This is a genomic window from Entomospira culicis (assembly GCF_028748145.1).
Taxonomy (GTDB): domain Bacteria; phylum Spirochaetota; class Spirochaetia; order WRBN01; family WRBN01; genus Entomospira; species Entomospira culicis.
In genome coordinates this window covers 1,516,549-1,532,247 of record NZ_CP118181.1, presented here as the reverse complement: position 1 = coordinate 1,532,247, position 15,699 = coordinate 1,516,549, and the positions used below count along the sequence as shown (strand labels likewise).

Sequence of the window (15,699 nt, the reverse complement as noted above, 5' to 3'; positions counted from 1 at the left end):
GAACTCTTTTGGCGAAGGATGGTTGGTACATGAGGATTGCTTTATTTACGGATACATACTTACCGCAAAAGAATGGAGTGGCGGTAGCCGTTAACCAGTTGAAGCATGAATTGGTAAAAATGGGGCATGAGGTTTTTGTCTACACAATCCATATTCCCAATGACACAAACGAATTAGAAGAGCAAGTGGTGCGCAGTCGAGCAGTGATGGTGCCTAAGCTTGGTGCTGAGGAGAATCTTTGGGCGTTACCGAATCGTATGCGTATTTTGCATCAACTTAAAAAGGATAAGGTTGAGATTATTCATACGCACACCGAGCTTCCGCAAGGGATGACGGGGCGTTATTGTGCTAAGGCAATGAAGATTCCGCATATCCACACGGTGCATACCATGTGGGCGGACTATAAGCACTATCTCTTTCGTGGGCGCTTACTTACCGAGCGAAATATTGCGTTTGCCTATCACTTTTTTTTGCGTAAGGTTACGGCGATTATTGCTCCTAGTCAGAAGGCGCAGGATTTTTTAACGCATATTCAAATTAAAGGGGTGCGTATCAACAACGGGGTGGATGCGTCGCTTTTTTTTTCTCAAACAAATAAAGAAATACAGCAGAAGATATTATCCGATTTTGGGATTCTCCCAGAGCAGAAGGTGATTCTCTTTGTGGGACGCATTGCTCCAGAAAAGCGCGCAAGAGAACTCTTTGCACTCTTGACAAACGTTATGCAGGAGCAAGATGATGTGGTGGCGATCTTTATTGGCGATGGAGTGGACGCGGAGTCGCTTAAAGCCGAGGCGATTAGCCTAAATTTAACCAAGCGGATGATCTTTGCAGGACGCGTGGAGCATGCGCAGATGGTTAATTACTATGCAATTGCGCACCTGTATGTTACCATTAGCTTGAGCGAGGTGCAACCGATGACCTTGATTGAGGCGTTGCTTTCGGGGTTACCGATTATTAGTCGGCAAGATTCAGCGTATATTGGCTTGGTGGTGGATGGAGTGAATGGCTCTCAACATGCAACCGATGAGGCGGTGGGCGAAGCGATTATTTCGTTACTGCGCGATGAGGCAATCTACGCACGTTATCGCGAAGGGAGCTTGGCGCTCGCCAAGGATTTTACTGCGCAAGGTAATGCCCAGAAGACCCTCGCCCTCTACGAGCAGGCGGTGGCGATGGGGAGGCCGGAGGTTTTTCACAAAGGGCCACTCATTTATGATCAATAAAGGTGCGCTTGTCGCGGATAAATTGGCTTATCGGCGTGGGGAGCAGGAGCTTTTGCGTATCGATGCCCTTTCGATTCCTCATCAAGGATTAGGCTTGGTGGTGGGTAAGAATGGCGCGGGCAAGAGCCTCTTGTTACACTTGCTTGCCGGGCGCTTGGCACCAAGTGATGGGCAATTAGTTTATCGGGACGAGGTTGGTCTGCGATCGTTTCAAATCGATGTTGCCTTGCGTGATCTGGTGCGTTTACTGCCTGATTTATGGGTGGGTGATGCCTCGTTGACGGTGGCGCACCATCTGGAGCAATTGGCCTTGGTTTATCACCATTTTGATAAAGCCAAAGCAACTACGAATGTTCAACATGTAATAAAACAGGTGCGCTTATCCCCCCTAAAAGATAAGCCAATTAAGGAGTTATCCTTTGGGGAGAAGAAGCGCTTAGGTGTGGCGGGGGTACTCTTAGGGGAGCCTCAATTTCTCTTTTTGGATGAGCCATTAACGGGTCTTGACGGCGAGCAAGCGCGTAAAATGCGAGCACTTTTGCAAGGTCTAGGTGCTAAGCAAGCGGTGGTGATGAGCGGGCATGATTTAGTGCAAGATTGCAAGCTTGCGGATTATCTGCTTTGGGTAAAAGAGCGTCGCGTGGAGTATCATCTGCCTAGCAAGGAGATCTTCGCACAATTACAGCAGGAGATGTTGGCCGATGTTTAAAGGATTGCTAGGGCTAGAGATGACGCGATTGCTTAGACGCAGGCACTCTTTTTGGTGGCAATTTTTGTTACTAGGATTAGCCTTAAGCATCTATCTTTTACTCTATCAATTTCCGATTCACTTGGCAAGCGCTCCTTTAGTTTTTGGCACTATTGTCAGTGGTTTGACGCTCTGGGTCTTGCCGCTCTTTGTGATTTCGGAGGTACAGATTGGGCGTTATGGCGTGGATAGCGTATGGCTTGGTTTGCCGATACGTCCACGATATTGGCTTGTGGCGCGCTTGGTGGCGTGGCTGGGGTTACATATCTCTACGCTTTTGCTCTGGATGCTCATTTTTATGGTGGGTAGCTATTGGTACTTTTTCGATATCGGCTTAGTTGTGGGTGGTATCTTAGAGCTTTTGCTTGCGACCAGTTGGACACTTTTGGTCAGTTTTGCGATAGGTAGTTGGATTCGTTCTAGCTGGCTGGCGCTTATCACGATCTATCTGATGCAACTCTTCTTTGTGGGTGGTGGATTACTCTCGGCGTTTTTGTGGGATCGACTCCCTGCCTTGGCGATGGGTGTAGAATTTTTTTCGTATGGCTATCGGGTGCGTAATTTGCGGTTGGGGATATTCTCTCTGGCTGATGCGATCTTTTGGTCGATGGTGCTGGGCATCTGGTGGCTAACGCTGATTTATCGCGTGGAGTCTATCGCCAATTATTGTTGGGAGGTATCGCGTAAGGATGGGTTTAAGGCGCTGGGTGTCTTGATTGTGGGGAGTTTTTTGCTTTTTTTGCCGATCGAGCGAGACATCACCCAACGACAGATGCATCAGCCCTCGCCGGCATTTAGGCAAGAGGCAAAGCGCTTGAAAGATCCCTTAATTGTGCAACGCGTACGCACTGATGCTTTGGCGTGGTTGGGGCAGGAGCGCTGGTTGATGCGTCGTCTTTATGCGTATCAACGGGTGAATAAACATCTGCATGTAGAGAAGCTTTCGATTCAATCTCCTGAGGGTGCGCGCATGGGCTTTCGTGCAGTTGCCGAGTTGGGGGGCGCGGATCAGTATGCTGGATTGTTGATGCACTATCGTGATTTGGTGGTACGTGAACCTAAACTACGTGACGGGCGCTTGCTGGACGAGGCGATGACGATTGCGGTGCGTCGGTTGACACGACAGACCCCCAAACGTCTTTTGCTTATCCTTGATCAGGATCAACACGCAGAAGATTTTTCCCTACTTTCCACCATGTTGGCACGAGAATTTGATATTGAGTGGTTGACTGCCGAAAATCGTAGGTGGTTGGCGCACTTGGAAGTGGATGGATATTTGGTTTTGGGTGGCAACGATTTAACCACCGAGGATTTAGCCATTTTAGATGCCGAACGTGCTAAGGGTAAGGGCCTCTGGATTAATACTATGGGCGTGCGCCTCAGCACACATCCTGGCTATCCGATTGAGCGTCTATCGCCATCGCCTTTGCATCGCTATTTAGGGGATAAGGGATTGAGTGTGGGACGTAATTTACTGCTTGATCCTGATGGCTATCTCTTGGAGAGCGGAGCGGGGCTGGCGAATTATCCGCTTTGGTTGAGTGGTCGCCGATCACGCCTGAGATCGCCGTTGGTAGATGGGTTGACGGGTATTGCCCCTTTGATGAGTGTTGCCCTTACGCCACATAGCGATCGTTGGGAACCCTTGGTGGTCAGTTCGGCACTGGTTAAGGAGCAGGTGGGTGAGCTTGAGTTTAACATTTTTCAACTCTGGAGTGGCGACTGGCGAGGCGATGCTGATGTGCGTTGGCTAGCGAGTATCGAACAAAGGGATAATAAGATGGGTACACTGGTGGTGGTGGGCAGTACCACGTGGCTTAGCAACATGATGGAAGATGCCGGAACCGTGCATAATTTGGAGCAGGCCAAGGCGTTGGCGCGATATATCGTGGGTGATGAGGCGTTATTAGATGCGCAATTACGCTTGTTGCCTACCTCTACGATGAAGCGCCCCTTCGCCGGTAGAGAGATGCGTGAGCGATATTATGGAGCTCTTTTGGTTTTGGGATTTGGTTGGGTGATGGGAAATGTGTTCTGGTGGATGTTAGCAAGACGAGTACGAAGGAGGCGAGGATGAGACAATTAGCTGTGATATTTTATCTCGTGGTGGTAGGCGTGGGCGTTTATATTGCCTATCAATGGAACAGTAGTCGCTTACCCGAACGGGTACGCTTGCAGGGTTTCCAGGTGGTAGACGTGGAGAAGCTGGTGATCGAGCGCGGGCAAATCGTCCTCACGCTGGTGCCAGATCTTGATGATCCTCAACGTTGGATCTTCTCTTCCAATCTCGATGCCGTGCGCGCTTATGGGGTGGATAGCCCGTTGGTTATGAGCTTGATATCGAGCTTACAGAGCGCTAAGTATGCCTATTTGGTGGAGAATAGCAGTAATCAGAGCCTACAGCGTTATGGCTTGGGTGTGCAAGAGCGCTATAGCGTGGAGCTATGGCTTAAAGAGCATCCAGAGCCCTATCGTTTCACGTTGGGTGCGTTGGCGGTGAATGGGTATGATGTCTATTTGCTCCATAACGAACATGTCTATCGCGCCTCCTTTTTAGGACTTTACGAACGTATGGGTGCACTGGGGCAGGTTATCGATGCAACCTTGGGCGCTAATGAGCGTCTCTTTGGCTAAAAAGTATATCACTGTGTCGAAGCTACCGTGAAGAGGATAGACTATTTGCTTATTATATGTTATAATGAAAGATATTGAGTAAGGAGTGGGAGATTGGGAACCTTTAATAGTGTACCGTTAGGGATTGTGGTCTGTCCGGGGGCGGAGACTTTTTCTGCGCAGTTGATTCATTTTGTGGAGCAGTTTTGGCGACATCGTTTCTTGCGTAAGTGTAAGTCGATTGCCAATACCTATGGATTTGAAGAAGAATTTGCGCTCAAGATCCTCAATTTAAGCGATGATCTCATGACGGCGCGTATCTCTCCACGTGGATCGGCAGAAAAATTTAGAATGCCACGCTTTAAGGTGGATGCCACCTTCACCTGTTTTGCCAACGGCGAGGTAAAGACCGAACTTTTAGGCAGTGTGCGCGAGCGCGATATTTATATTATTCAGGATATGTATAGTAAGGTTCCCGCTCATTACGAGGGCGCTGATCCTAAAGTTTATGCAGTTAATGATCATTATATGACACTGCTTACGGCGGTGGATGCTGCCAAGGGCGCGGGCGCGGGGCGCATCACTTGCATCTTACCGGCCTATCCCTATGCTAGACAGCACAAGCGTAAAGGTAGGGAGGGACTCACCGCGGCGCTAGTGGGACGTATTTTAGAGGATATGGGCGTGGATCGTATCATTACGCTGGATATTCACTCCCGGGATATTGATCACACCTTTAAAAATCTCCACTTAGAGAGTTTTCATGCGAACTACCCTATTCTTAAAGCGCTTAAGCAGATTATCAACCTAAAAGAAGAAGACTTGGTGGTACTTGCACCTGATACGGGGTCGTTAGGGCGTAATCGCTACTACGCCAACTCGCTGGGGCGACCTTTGGCGATGATGTATAAAGAGCGCGACTATAGTAAGGTCAGCAAGAATGCTAGCGACTCTAATATTAAAGGCGCGAAGCTTTTAGGCGATGTGGCGGGCAAGACGGTCTTTCTTGCCGATGACATGCTAGGTACGGGTGGAACGCTGATTAAGGCGCTTGAGCAAATGCGTGAAAATGGTGCAAAGCGCGTGATCATCGCGATTAGTTTGCCCTTTTTCGATGCCGATGCGGTAGAGCAGTTTCAAAAAGCCTACGACGCAGGGCTCTTTTGGCGACTAATTAGCACCAACGCGGTAGCGCACTCATCTGACTTACTCGAGCGATCGTGGTACATTCAAGCCGATGTCGCGAAGCTCTTTGCCGAGGTTTTGATGCGCCTGCATACTGATCGCACGTTAAGCCCGCTCTTGGATAACAATGAGGTGATTCAAAAATTGCTTAATGCCGAAGACGAGTAGCCAATGATCTTGAGCATTGACCTAGGCACATCGAGCGTAAAGGGGGCGATCTTTTTGGAGAGTCGCCTCTTGCGTAGCTTAGGTCGTGTGATCTACAAACGCCAAGATGCTTCTAGTTGGATTGTCGCTATTCAAGAGCTGATAAGCTCCTTAGCCCACGCCGAACGTGCCGATTTAGCGCAGATTGTCATTAGTGGGCAGGGGCCAACTATTGTACCGATTTTGCGTAATCAACAAATTCTTAAGCCAAGTTTCTACTACGCCAAGGGGGCATATTATCCGGCAAAGCAAGCGAATATTGCTTCGTATTTTTTGCCCAAGGTTGCGTATCTCTTGAGGAAAAAGCCAAGGCTTAGCGAACAAGTGCATTACTTTGTGAATGCGCCTGATTTTATTGCGTACTGGCTCACGGGCGAAGTGGTAACCTCTTTGCCCAATCATGCGTATCGGGAGTTGATCTGGTCGCCTGAAGAGATCCAAGCATACGGGTTTTCGCCTGATTGGTTTCCTCCATATGCTCAAGATACGGCAATTGGTACGGTGCGACAAGCACTACGTCAAGCGTGGATGCTTCCTCGACGGGTGGTAGTGTATACCACAACCTTCGACTTTTTATCGGCGCTGTTGGGTAGCCAATCTACACAGGTAGGCGATGTCTTAAATCGCGCTGGGATGAGCGAGGGGATTAATTTCATTACAAACCAAATCCCCGATACGTCCCTGCTCCCTACGGTTGACTCCTTTTGGCGCATCACGCCACATGTACTACCACATCTCTATAATGTGGGGGTGGTCTTTAACGAGGTAGGGCAGTTGATGCAGCAACATAACTATGATTTAGATGAGGTAGAAATTCAGCTCCATGTGGCAAAAATTACGCGTATCTGGAACGAGATGCAACCGATTAACGTAAAGCAAATTCGGCTCTGCGGTGGACAAACATACCATCAGGATCTCAATGCGATGAAGCGTCGGTTGAGTCATCACCCGCTACACGTCTTACGCTTTAATCAGCCCGAGCTCACCGGCAACGCCATGTACGGCGCGTGGCTATCGGGCTACTACGCCACCCTAGAGGAGAGCGTTGATGCAATTGGTAAAGAGGTTAATTAATTTATATGATATTTACTTATGGTGTTCTTCTGGCGCATAGAACGATAGTGCTTGACAGGAGTGCTATCCATGCGTATTATTAAAGAAGAGATAGAGTGAAATATGGTATTTTGCTAAATTTTATGCAATTATTATGTAGAATTTTATTTTTTAAAAAGGGAGAGATAAAATGCAGATCGCAATCGGTTCTGATCACGCTGGGTATGAGTTAAAAAATGAGATCACGAAGCATTTGGAAGAGAGTGGTTATGCCGTGCAAGATTGTGGAACTTATAGCAAGGAGAGTTGCGACTATCCGGTGTATGGGCGAGCTGTGGCACATAAGGTGGTGCATGGCCAGTGCGAGCTGGGCATCGTGATTTGTGGTACGGGTGTGGGCATTTCATTGGCGGCGAATAAGGTTACGGGGATTCGTGCGGTGGTCTGTAGCGAGCCGTATACCGCAAAGATGGCGCGTATGCACAATGATGCCAATATTCTAGCGTTTGGCGCAAGAGTGGTGGGTATCGACATGGCGAAGATGATTGTGGATACGTGGCTGGCTAGCACCTTTGAGGGCGAGCGTCATGCCAAGCGCATAGCGATGATTGAGGAAGATGAACAGAAGAGCTAAAGGTCTGTGTGGATTGTTGATAGAGATGGGATAAAAATGGTTGTTGATGGATGTTTGGCGGGCTAGGTTGAAGGAGATTGCCTGTTAGATATGCAAAAACAATCGAAGAAGATAGATTGGAGGATTAAAATATGGCTAATGGAAATAGCGTAGGTGCGACTATTTTTGGTGTGTTACAGCGAGTAGGGCGGGCGTTTATGTTGCCTATCGCACTCTTGCCGGTAGCAGGTTTGATGTTGGGTATTGGTGCTTCGTTTACGAATTCCGTTACGTTGGCGCAGTATCCGATTTTGAACACCCTCTTTGGTGGTGGTTTCATGTTTGCGGTGTTAACCGTGATGAAAGAGGCTGGAGATGTTATTTTTGGCAACTTACCGATGCTCTTTGCGATTGGTGTGGCTGTGGGTATGGCCAAGCAAGAGAAAGAGGTGGCTGGAGTTGCGGGTGCGGTTGGTTTCTTTGTGATGCATGCAACGATTTCGGCGCTTTTAACCTTGAACAATAAGCTTGCTCCGGGGGCATTGCCTGAGGGTGCTATCGGTAGCGCGGTGGGTATCACTACGTTGCAGATGGGTGTCTTTGGTGGTATGATTGTTGGTCTAACGACGAGTTACTTACATAATCGCTTCTACAAAATTGAACTTCCCGAAGTCTTCTCCTTCTTTGGTGGTACGCGTTTTGTGGCAATCATTACGGCGTTGGTGCATTTGGTGATTGGTGGTGTGCTTTATCTTATCTGGCCATCGGTACAGAACGTTATCTTGGCGATGGGTGATTTGGTTAACACATTGGGTTATGCGGGAACTTTTGTCTATGGACTTATTGAGCGCTCCTTGATTCCCTTTGGTCTGCATCACGTTTTCTATATGCCTTTCTGGCAAACAGCCGTGGGTGGTGTTATGGAAATTGATGGTCGCATGGTAGAAGGTGCACAAAACATCTTCTTTGCACAGTTGGCAAGTGGTAGCACCACGGAATTCTCCGTAGAGGCTACGCGCTTTATGGCGGGTAAATTTCCCTTTATGCTCTTTGGTCTACCTGCAGCAGCCTTGGCAATGTATCACACAGCTAAGCCAGAGAATAAGAGTAAAGTGTATGGATTACTCTTTTCTGCAGCGCTTACGGCCTTTGTTACGGGTATCACCGAGCCACTAGAATTCTCCTTCTTGTTTGCTGCGCCCTTGCTTTATGGTGTGCATGCAGTCTTTGCGGGATTATCCTTTATGTTTATGCATATCCTCGATATTACCGTAGGTCAGACCTTCTCTGGTAGTATCATCGACTACGTGCTCTTTGGTGTGATGCAAGGTGCATCTAAGACCAACTGGCCACGTATCTTTATCATTGGTATTCCTTATATGTTCTTGTACTACTTTACCTTCCGTTTCCTAATTACGAAGTTCAACTTTAAGACCCCAGGGCGTGAGGATAATGTTGAGGATGTTAAGCTCTACACCCGTGCTGATGTCGATGCACGTAAGGCAAAGGGCGAGAAGAAAGAGGGTGCAAGCCTTAGTGAGAGTGAGATTGCCCTTTCCAAAATGCTCGAGGAGGGCTTGGGGGGACGTGAGAATATCACCTCTTTGGACAATTGTATCTCTCGTTTACGTGTTACGGTTAGTGATCCTAGCGCGGTGAAAAAAGAGATCTTAGAGAGAACAGGCGCTAATGGCGTACTCTTAGCGGGTACGGGCGTACAGGTTATCTTTGGGCCTAAGGTCGCGGTGATTAAATCTAACTTGCAAGAGTATTTGGATAGCACCAAATAAATTGTGAAGCCCACCAGTTGGTGGGCTTTTTCATAAATAAAGATATTTTTATTTATAGACAACAGCAATACCGCTGAATACGCGATATTTGGATGCTCCGTCGACGAGAATAGACTCTTCAATATCGATAACATTATCAATATCTGTGCCGTACTTCTCTTCTGCGATCTGAATGAGAGCAGCGCGTACACCTTGAACCTCTCCTTTAACAATGCGCTTGTCATCCTCACGAACGCTTACGGGTCCAATTACGCGTACGTTATCATTTACCCCATTGTTATGGAAAATGACGTTGCCAACGCCGGTACATCCCACCATAAACAACGACAAAACGATAGCAATGATGGCAATTTTCAAACCTTTCTTTTGCATAAACATGCCTCCTAATTCATAACATTGTATGAAAAAAGATATTTTTTGTCAACAGATATTTTAATAATATTGCTTAATTAATTTCTTTATAGCAATTTTGGATCGACTTGTACCTTGATAAGACGCACTAAAGGCGCACCAACTAGGGCAATGATCGACTTAAGTACGATATTGACCATAATAATTGAGATCATTGTTGCCCATGGCAAGATACCCCCAAAGGCGATTAAAGCAAAGAGTATTGTATCTAAGATGATAGAGAGCAGGTTACTGATCATGCTGGCGAGGATATCTTTTTTTTCGGGGTTGGTGCGGATGATTCTACTAAAGACAAAGGTGTTGAAGAGTCCTGAAATCAAGAGCGCGGTGATGCTTGCTAGCGCAATACGGCTACTCTGCCCGATGATAAGCGCAAAGGCTTCTTGCATGCCACTAGCGTGCCATTGGGGGGAGGGGGGAAGGGCAACGGCAAGCTGAAAGAGCCCCACCATCGCAATGCTAATGATCACCATGGCGATTACCACGACCGACGCGATCTTGCGTCCGGCATTTTTATGGAGCATATCGCGCACAATAAACGAGACCGGAAAAATAATCGTACCAGCATCCACTTCTTGAAAGGGGAAAGGAAAGGGTAGATAAAGCATCTTTACCGAGAGAATATTGGCGAAAATATTGCTCGCCACGTAGATGGCGGCCACAACGAATCCTGCGATAGGCAAGGAGATAAAAGCTTCTTTCTGATTATCCATAATGGATAAGGGTAGCATAAATGGCTAAAAAAATCAAGTAAATGCTTTTGTTGTAACGAATTTTTTGGATAAAATAGCTAAAACTTCTTATTTTTCTCTTTTTTGCCTAGACACAGGCGAAAGATTCGACGATAATCAAGATAATTTATAGGAGTTTTCATGCTAATTGATCTACATAGCCACTCCACTGCTTCGGATGGGGCAGATGCGCCGAGCGTTTTAGTGGATGTGGCATTTAAGGGTGGCGTACGTGCATTAGCGCTTACCGATCACGATACACTTGCAGGGCTTGACGAAGCTAGCCAGCAAGCAGAGGCGTTGGGTATGCTCTTTTTACCGAGTATCGAGATCGAGATTAACGCGCAACGTGGTGCTTTTCACCTCTTAGGGCTTAACTTTGATGCAAAAAAAAGTCAGGCGATGCAACAACTTGCTCTTGCATTAGACCAGCAACAAAAACAGCGTGAGGAGCGCAATGTTGAAATTTTGTCCAAGCTCAATGCCCTTGGTCTACCCTGCGATTACGCCGAGATTCGTGCGCTTGCCAAAGACGTGGTGGGACGGGTGCATATCGCGCGCTACCTCTTTATGAAAGGATATGTGAAGAGCCAGCAGGCGGCCTTCGATCTCTACCTAGCGAACGGTCGACCTGCCTATATCCGTAAAGAGTCGTTTGAGCTAGCAGAGGCGGTGGCGCTAATTCATCAAGCTGGAGGTAAGGCGATTGTGGCGCATCCGCTTTCACTCTATCAATCTTGGCGGGTGATGGCGGAGAGTTTCGCGCAGTTTAAAGCGATTGGCGTGGATGGTTTAGAGGCGTATCACAGCAGTTGTAAGGCAAACGAGAGCCGTCGTTTTGTCGCGCTTGCCCAGTCGTTAGGGTTACTGGTTACGGGCGGGAGCGATTATCACGGGGCAAAATACTTTTCGCGTCGGCTTGGTTATGCTACGGCGGGGGAGAAGATCGATCCTTCGCTATTACTGCCTTTGCTACGCCCCGAACAATTAGCTCAATGGGAGAAAATGCAATATGAAGCAATGGATAAATCATTTTAATGTAAGCAGATGGGTGGGAGTTACTCTTCTTTGTTTGGGCACTTTGCCCTTATCGCTTTGGGCGCAGAGCGCCGATGAGTTGCTCGAGATGCACTTTCACCGTGGGCGACAATTGCTCTTCTCTGGGGAGAGTATGGAGCATGCAATTGAGGACTTTTCGTATGTCTTGTCGGAAGATTTTCTCCACTTTGAGGCACGTCTCTTTCGCGCCATCGCCTACTTCGAGTTAGGTGAGATCGAGCTAGCCAAAGCCGATGCGCTCTATGCGCGTCATTTACACGAGGCGGATGCGCGTCTTAATGGTGTCTTGGGCATTATTGCCATGCGCGAGGGGCGTTATCCGCAAGCGAGCGACTTTTTTACCCGTCAAATGCAGTTAGACCCCAATAATCCACAAGCCTACATCAATCGGGCGTGGGCGCTCCTGATGCTTCCGCATTATGAAGAGCTAGCATTAGCAGATTATCAACAAGCGTTGGAACGAGATCCCGATAACGTAACAGCGCTCTTTAGCCAGCTTGAACCGCTCTTACGTTTGGGGCGAACCGACGAGGCGCACACCGAGATCACCCGTATCATCCACCTCTACCCCGAACTTACCGAGCTCTACGCTAAGCGCGCACAAATTCGCCTCCTATTGGGTGAAGAGGAGCGTGCACTGGCTGACTATCAGCAGGTCTTGCGCCTCATCACCGAGAGTGAATTCGATCTGATGCTCCATGCGATGCGCGGTATCGCCTCGATCTACCTTAGCCAAGAGAATTGGCAAGCCACGCTGGTCTACAGCCAAGCGGTGCTCACCCTCACCAATGAAGAAGATGCAGAGGCACTCGTGTTACAAGGGCGCGCGCTCTTAGGCATTTACCAAACCACGGGCGAAGCCGATATCTTTAGCGAGGCACAACGCCTCTTTTTGTTAGCAATCGAACGGGGCTTTCTCAATATCGTCTACCTCGAGCGCCTCTTGCACGAGGCCAACGCCGATTATACCGTGGAATTTTCATTGATAGAGGAGGTTTTGGAGTGATATATCTTAAGAGAATAGCTTCGTTTATGATTGATTTTTATATCATAATTTTTTTATGGGGCTCTAGTGTAAAATTCATCGCCATGCTATCGTCAGCCAGTGGAGTGATGGTTCCTGAGACAGTTTTTGCCCATCTATTGTCGCCAGTTTTTTTGGGGATTGTGGCAGGTACGTATGTTTTTCTAGCCAAAAGAACACTAGGACAGCGGATTCTTGGGTTAGAGTTTTATCGTAAAGATGGTACAAAGATAACCTTTTGCCGTAATGCGGTGGTGCATGGTCTGCTTGCTTATCCCTTTCTCACGATCTCGGTCATTCCCAACATCATTTTTAGCTACACCAAAGAGAGCTTATGGATGGATGGATAGTGTTTCTAAGCTTTATGTGCGAAAGTATGAAAGGAAGGATCACCCCCAAGCCGATAAGAATATAAGGAGCGTATAATGAAAAAAATGTTAGCAGTGGGGGCTATCGTGATGATAGGTATAGTGATGGTGGGTATTGCAGGAATTTCTGCAAACAATGAGCAAGCCACGGGCTACGAGGCAGAGGTTAGGGTAAATGATGCCCATAGCACCTATTTTAAAGTCCTCGATATAGAGGTAACTATTGGTTATATTAAGAAATTTAAACAAATTTTTCAAGAGATTGAGGCGGGTAAGCACTTACCCAAGGGAGATACTCCTGCTATTCCTGATGCAAAAAGTGCTGCCGATGCGATGATTCGATATTATTATAAGGATAAATCTTTTGAAGATGATATACTGGATTATATCCCTTTAAAAGTTGGTTACTACAAAGGCGTGTGGTACGTTCAGGGACTCTACCTACCTTATGAAAACAGAGTAGAACCATATTCTTTATTGATAGAAGATGGTTCAAGACCACGCATATTGTTACGTGCAGAAGATGGGATGGTTTTAGGCGCCAGAACAAGATTGATGGATCCAATTATCTAGTTTATTCCAAGCCAAAAAGGAGTAACCATGGATTATGACATTACGCTTTTACATGATCTTTACTATATTAGACCAGATGGTATTTATTATATTACTTCGCATGAGCAAGCGTTGCTTAGGCGTTTTTGTCGACGCATTTTAAGCCTCATTAGCGAAGAGATGATGTTCAAGGTTAATCCCGCTTGGTACGATGCGTGGCAGGCACAGCTTGGCGAGGTAAAACAGATCACCATGGACTTTACCGGTGGGTTTTGTTACCTAAAGTTTGTGCAGGATGAAGTAAAGGCCAGTCAGCGCCCCTTCCCAGGGCTTCCAACCAAGGGCTACTCTAACGACAGCAACTATCAAACCTTTCACTTTAGCTACAAAGGCGAGCTCTTTTGTGGAACGCTTATCTCCTTTATTGATGGATATTTAGAGATCATGGAGCTATATAACTTTGGTATGGATCGCGAAACGTTCATTCCCTTGGATATGGAAGAGATCCGACCCTTGTACAATATGGAGGATACGTAAGGTGATATTATTAGGCATAGCGTTTATTGTTATTTTGCTTATTATGATTTCTGCGGGGATAAAAGCGCACACCCTTGGCGATGATCTACAAGAACTCTGCCGAGCGCACGGCTATATGATCGAGACGATGATGGATATCAGCATTTATAGTTACCCATGGATATTAGGCAAAGAATTTGCCAATTTTATCGAAGATAAGCCAGAGCTAGACGAGCAGATAAGAGAAATCTTGGAGGAGAGGGTAGCCATTACGCAGGGTGCATTTGCGAAATGTGCTGGGGTGATGGTGATGACCTTTATTCTAGGTGTCCTATTTTTTTAGTTTTTAGGAGAGAAGGCTAGCGTGAAAAGAGTGTTCTTGGCAACTTTTTTGTTTCTTGTTGGTTGTGGGTATCCTCGAGGGAGCGCAGAGATTCCCGCTTTTATGCAACATGGATTTACGTTTGATCTCTATTTTGGCATGGATCTAGCACGATTTCAAGAGCATATCAGCCAATCAGGCTATCGAGAAATAGAGCAAACTATCCCACTGGTGGACGAACAAACCTACCACATGCACGATTACTATACCCCTGAAAATGGAGATCGCACGATTGCGTTTCATTTTCATGATGTAACGATCTCTTTTGACCAAGAGAAACTACTCCATCTTTCACGATCGGGTGCATATAGCAGGGAACAACTGCTTATGTGGGAGGAAGAGATAAGCACGAAGCATGATGGTCTTCTTTTTTATGTTGATGAGGAAGAAAATAGTGTGAGAATCCACATAATGTCCATAAAAGTAGCGAGATGGTTATACAATAAAGAAGTATTTGAGAGGATACTGATTAATATAACTTCCTAAGCCAAGAATTCATTCTCGATATGGTGTGCCGATAAGAATATAAGGAGCGTATAATGAAAAACATGTTAGCAGTGGGCGCTATCGTGATGATAAGCTTAGGGATGGCGAGTATTCCGGGGATTTCTGCAAATAAAGAACAAGCTAATAGCAATAGCGGGGCACAGATGACTGATTTTAAGGTACCGAAAGAGGGATTTATCGATGATGCAGATAAGGCAATTAGGCTAGCCTTGGTCTATATTCACTATTATGGCAATTATGAGATTACCTATGATCAGTTGACAGCAACATTAAACGGTGATGTTTGGTCGATTTCCCGTAAGGGTGAGGTGGTAATGCAACTCCTTAAGAGCAGTGGCGCAGTAGAACATCTTAATTTTACACGCATTGGGCATGAGGAAGGTGGGGATTGGTATAGGCTTAAAATAAAGGAGAATGGTTATGTCTATGATGGTCTTCTGGCAATGAAGATTGCTAATGTGATATATGATGAGAGGTATATGCAGAAAGGTGGCAATAATGAGCCAACTTTTCCTAGTTATGATTACGCATTTACTCTAGAAAGCATAAGCACAGAGGCAGAAGAGATACGTATTTGGCTAATTGATACCAAATATCCGATTTATATTGACAATGATAGCGTTGAGTTAATGTTAGGTGGGCAATTGGCTTTTAAAATACGCCAAAAGGATGGTGCTCTACTAGGCATCATTGATATAGGTTAATTTATAAACA

The 15,699-nt window shown here is 46.6% G+C and carries 18 protein-coding genes; 16 read left to right on the top strand and 2 right to left on the bottom strand.

Translation table 11 applies throughout. The annotated features are described in order from the left end of the window. The first annotated feature begins 29 nt into the window (after positions 1 to 29). From PVA46_RS07255 to PVA46_RS07220, 8 genes are all read left to right on the top strand, one after another. On the top strand, positions 30 to 1,226 hold the full coding sequence (locus PVA46_RS07255) for a glycosyltransferase (protein ID WP_167696072.1): 1,197 nt from the start codon (positions 30 to 32) through the stop codon (positions 1,224 to 1,226). Next, positions 1,216 to 1,935: an ATP-binding cassette domain-containing protein gene (locus tag PVA46_RS07250; RefSeq protein WP_167696071.1), complete on the top strand. Its 720-nt coding sequence runs from the start codon at positions 1,216 to 1,218 to the stop codon at positions 1,933 to 1,935. Before PVA46_RS07255 ends, PVA46_RS07250 begins: the two co-directional genes overlap by 11 nt. Continuing rightward, positions 1,928 to 4,051 carry an ABC transporter permease gene (locus PVA46_RS07245; RefSeq protein ID WP_167696070.1) on the top strand — a complete coding sequence of 708 codons (2,124 nt, stop codon included), beginning with the start codon at positions 1,928 to 1,930 and terminating at the stop codon, positions 4,049 to 4,051. The genes PVA46_RS07250 and PVA46_RS07245 overlap by 8 nt, the downstream gene beginning before the upstream one ends. Further along, positions 4,048 to 4,608 (top strand): hypothetical protein, encoded by a 561-nt coding sequence (locus tag PVA46_RS07240; RefSeq protein ID WP_167696069.1) that lies wholly within the window; start codon positions 4,048 to 4,050, stop codon positions 4,606 to 4,608. The genes PVA46_RS07245 and PVA46_RS07240 overlap by 4 nt, the downstream gene beginning before the upstream one ends. A 93-nt stretch (positions 4,609 to 4,701) precedes the next feature. Further along, positions 4,702 to 5,940, top strand: coding sequence for a ribose-phosphate diphosphokinase (gene prs / locus PVA46_RS07235; RefSeq protein WP_167696068.1), 1,239 nt, complete (start codon positions 4,702 to 4,704; stop codon positions 5,938 to 5,940). Positions 5,941 to 5,943: 3 nt separating this feature from the next. Beyond that, positions 5,944 to 7,053 carry an FGGY family carbohydrate kinase gene (locus PVA46_RS07230; protein WP_167696067.1) on the top strand — a complete coding sequence of 370 codons (1,110 nt, stop codon included), beginning with the start codon at positions 5,944 to 5,946 and terminating at the stop codon, positions 7,051 to 7,053. A gap of 169 nt (positions 7,054 to 7,222) precedes the next feature. Then, the gene (rpiB, locus tag PVA46_RS07225; RefSeq protein ID WP_167696066.1) at positions 7,223 to 7,666 is read left to right on the top strand and encodes a ribose 5-phosphate isomerase B; all 444 of its coding nucleotides are present in this window, start codon (positions 7,223 to 7,225) and stop codon (positions 7,664 to 7,666) included. Between the two features lie 131 nt (positions 7,667 to 7,797). Then, positions 7,798 to 9,435 (top strand): PTS transporter subunit EIIC, encoded by a 1,638-nt coding sequence (locus PVA46_RS07220; protein ID WP_167696065.1) that lies wholly within the window; start codon positions 7,798 to 7,800, stop codon positions 9,433 to 9,435. Positions 9,436 to 9,483: 48 nt separating this feature from the next. Here the strand turns inward: PVA46_RS07220 and PVA46_RS07215 are convergent, their stop codons facing one another. Then, complete coding sequence (locus PVA46_RS07215) at positions 9,484 to 9,807, bottom strand: hypothetical protein (protein WP_167696064.1); 324 nt, start codon at positions 9,805 to 9,807, stop codon at positions 9,484 to 9,486. 86 nt (positions 9,808 to 9,893) lie between these two features. Then, positions 9,894 to 10,559 carry a queuosine precursor transporter gene (locus tag PVA46_RS07210; protein ID WP_167696063.1) on the bottom strand — a complete coding sequence of 222 codons (666 nt, stop codon included), beginning with the start codon at positions 10,557 to 10,559 and terminating at the stop codon, positions 9,894 to 9,896. Positions 10,560 to 10,718: 159 nt separating this feature from the next. Between PVA46_RS07210 and PVA46_RS07205 the strand changes: the two genes are divergently transcribed. The 8 genes from PVA46_RS07205 to PVA46_RS07170 all read left to right on the top strand — a co-directional run bounded on the left by PVA46_RS07205 (position 10,719) and on the right by PVA46_RS07170 (position 15,689). After that, on the top strand, positions 10,719 to 11,615 hold the full coding sequence (locus PVA46_RS07205) for a PHP domain-containing protein (protein WP_167696062.1): 897 nt from the start codon (positions 10,719 to 10,721) through the stop codon (positions 11,613 to 11,615). Further along, positions 11,590 to 12,642, top strand: coding sequence for a tetratricopeptide repeat protein (locus tag PVA46_RS07200; protein WP_167696061.1), 1,053 nt, complete (start codon positions 11,590 to 11,592; stop codon positions 12,640 to 12,642). The genes PVA46_RS07205 and PVA46_RS07200 overlap by 26 nt, the downstream gene beginning before the upstream one ends. Then, positions 12,639 to 13,010 carry an RDD family protein gene (locus tag PVA46_RS07195; protein WP_274360282.1) on the top strand — a complete coding sequence of 124 codons (372 nt, stop codon included), beginning with the start codon at positions 12,639 to 12,641 and terminating at the stop codon, positions 13,008 to 13,010. Before PVA46_RS07200 ends, PVA46_RS07195 begins: the two co-directional genes overlap by 4 nt. A 75-nt stretch (positions 13,011 to 13,085) precedes the next feature. Beyond that, positions 13,086 to 13,601, top strand: a complete 516-nt coding sequence (locus PVA46_RS07190; protein WP_167696059.1) for a hypothetical protein — start codon at positions 13,086 to 13,088, stop codon at positions 13,599 to 13,601. A 27-nt stretch (positions 13,602 to 13,628) separates the two neighbouring features. Further along, positions 13,629 to 14,117: a hypothetical protein gene (locus PVA46_RS07185; protein ID WP_167696058.1), complete on the top strand. Its 489-nt coding sequence runs from the start codon at positions 13,629 to 13,631 to the stop codon at positions 14,115 to 14,117. Position 14,118: 1 nt separating this feature from the next. Further along, positions 14,119 to 14,439: a hypothetical protein gene (locus PVA46_RS07180; protein WP_167696057.1), complete on the top strand. Its 321-nt coding sequence runs from the start codon at positions 14,119 to 14,121 to the stop codon at positions 14,437 to 14,439. 21 nt (positions 14,440 to 14,460) lie between these two features. Beyond that, a complete protein-coding gene (locus PVA46_RS07175) occupies positions 14,461 to 14,964 on the top strand; it encodes a hypothetical protein (RefSeq protein ID WP_167696056.1) in 504 nt (167 codons plus the stop codon). A 53-nt stretch (positions 14,965 to 15,017) separates the two neighbouring features. Then, on the top strand, positions 15,018 to 15,689 hold the full coding sequence (locus tag PVA46_RS07170; protein WP_167696055.1) for a hypothetical protein: 672 nt from the start codon (positions 15,018 to 15,020) through the stop codon (positions 15,687 to 15,689). The last annotated feature ends 10 nt before the right edge of the window (positions 15,690 to 15,699 follow it).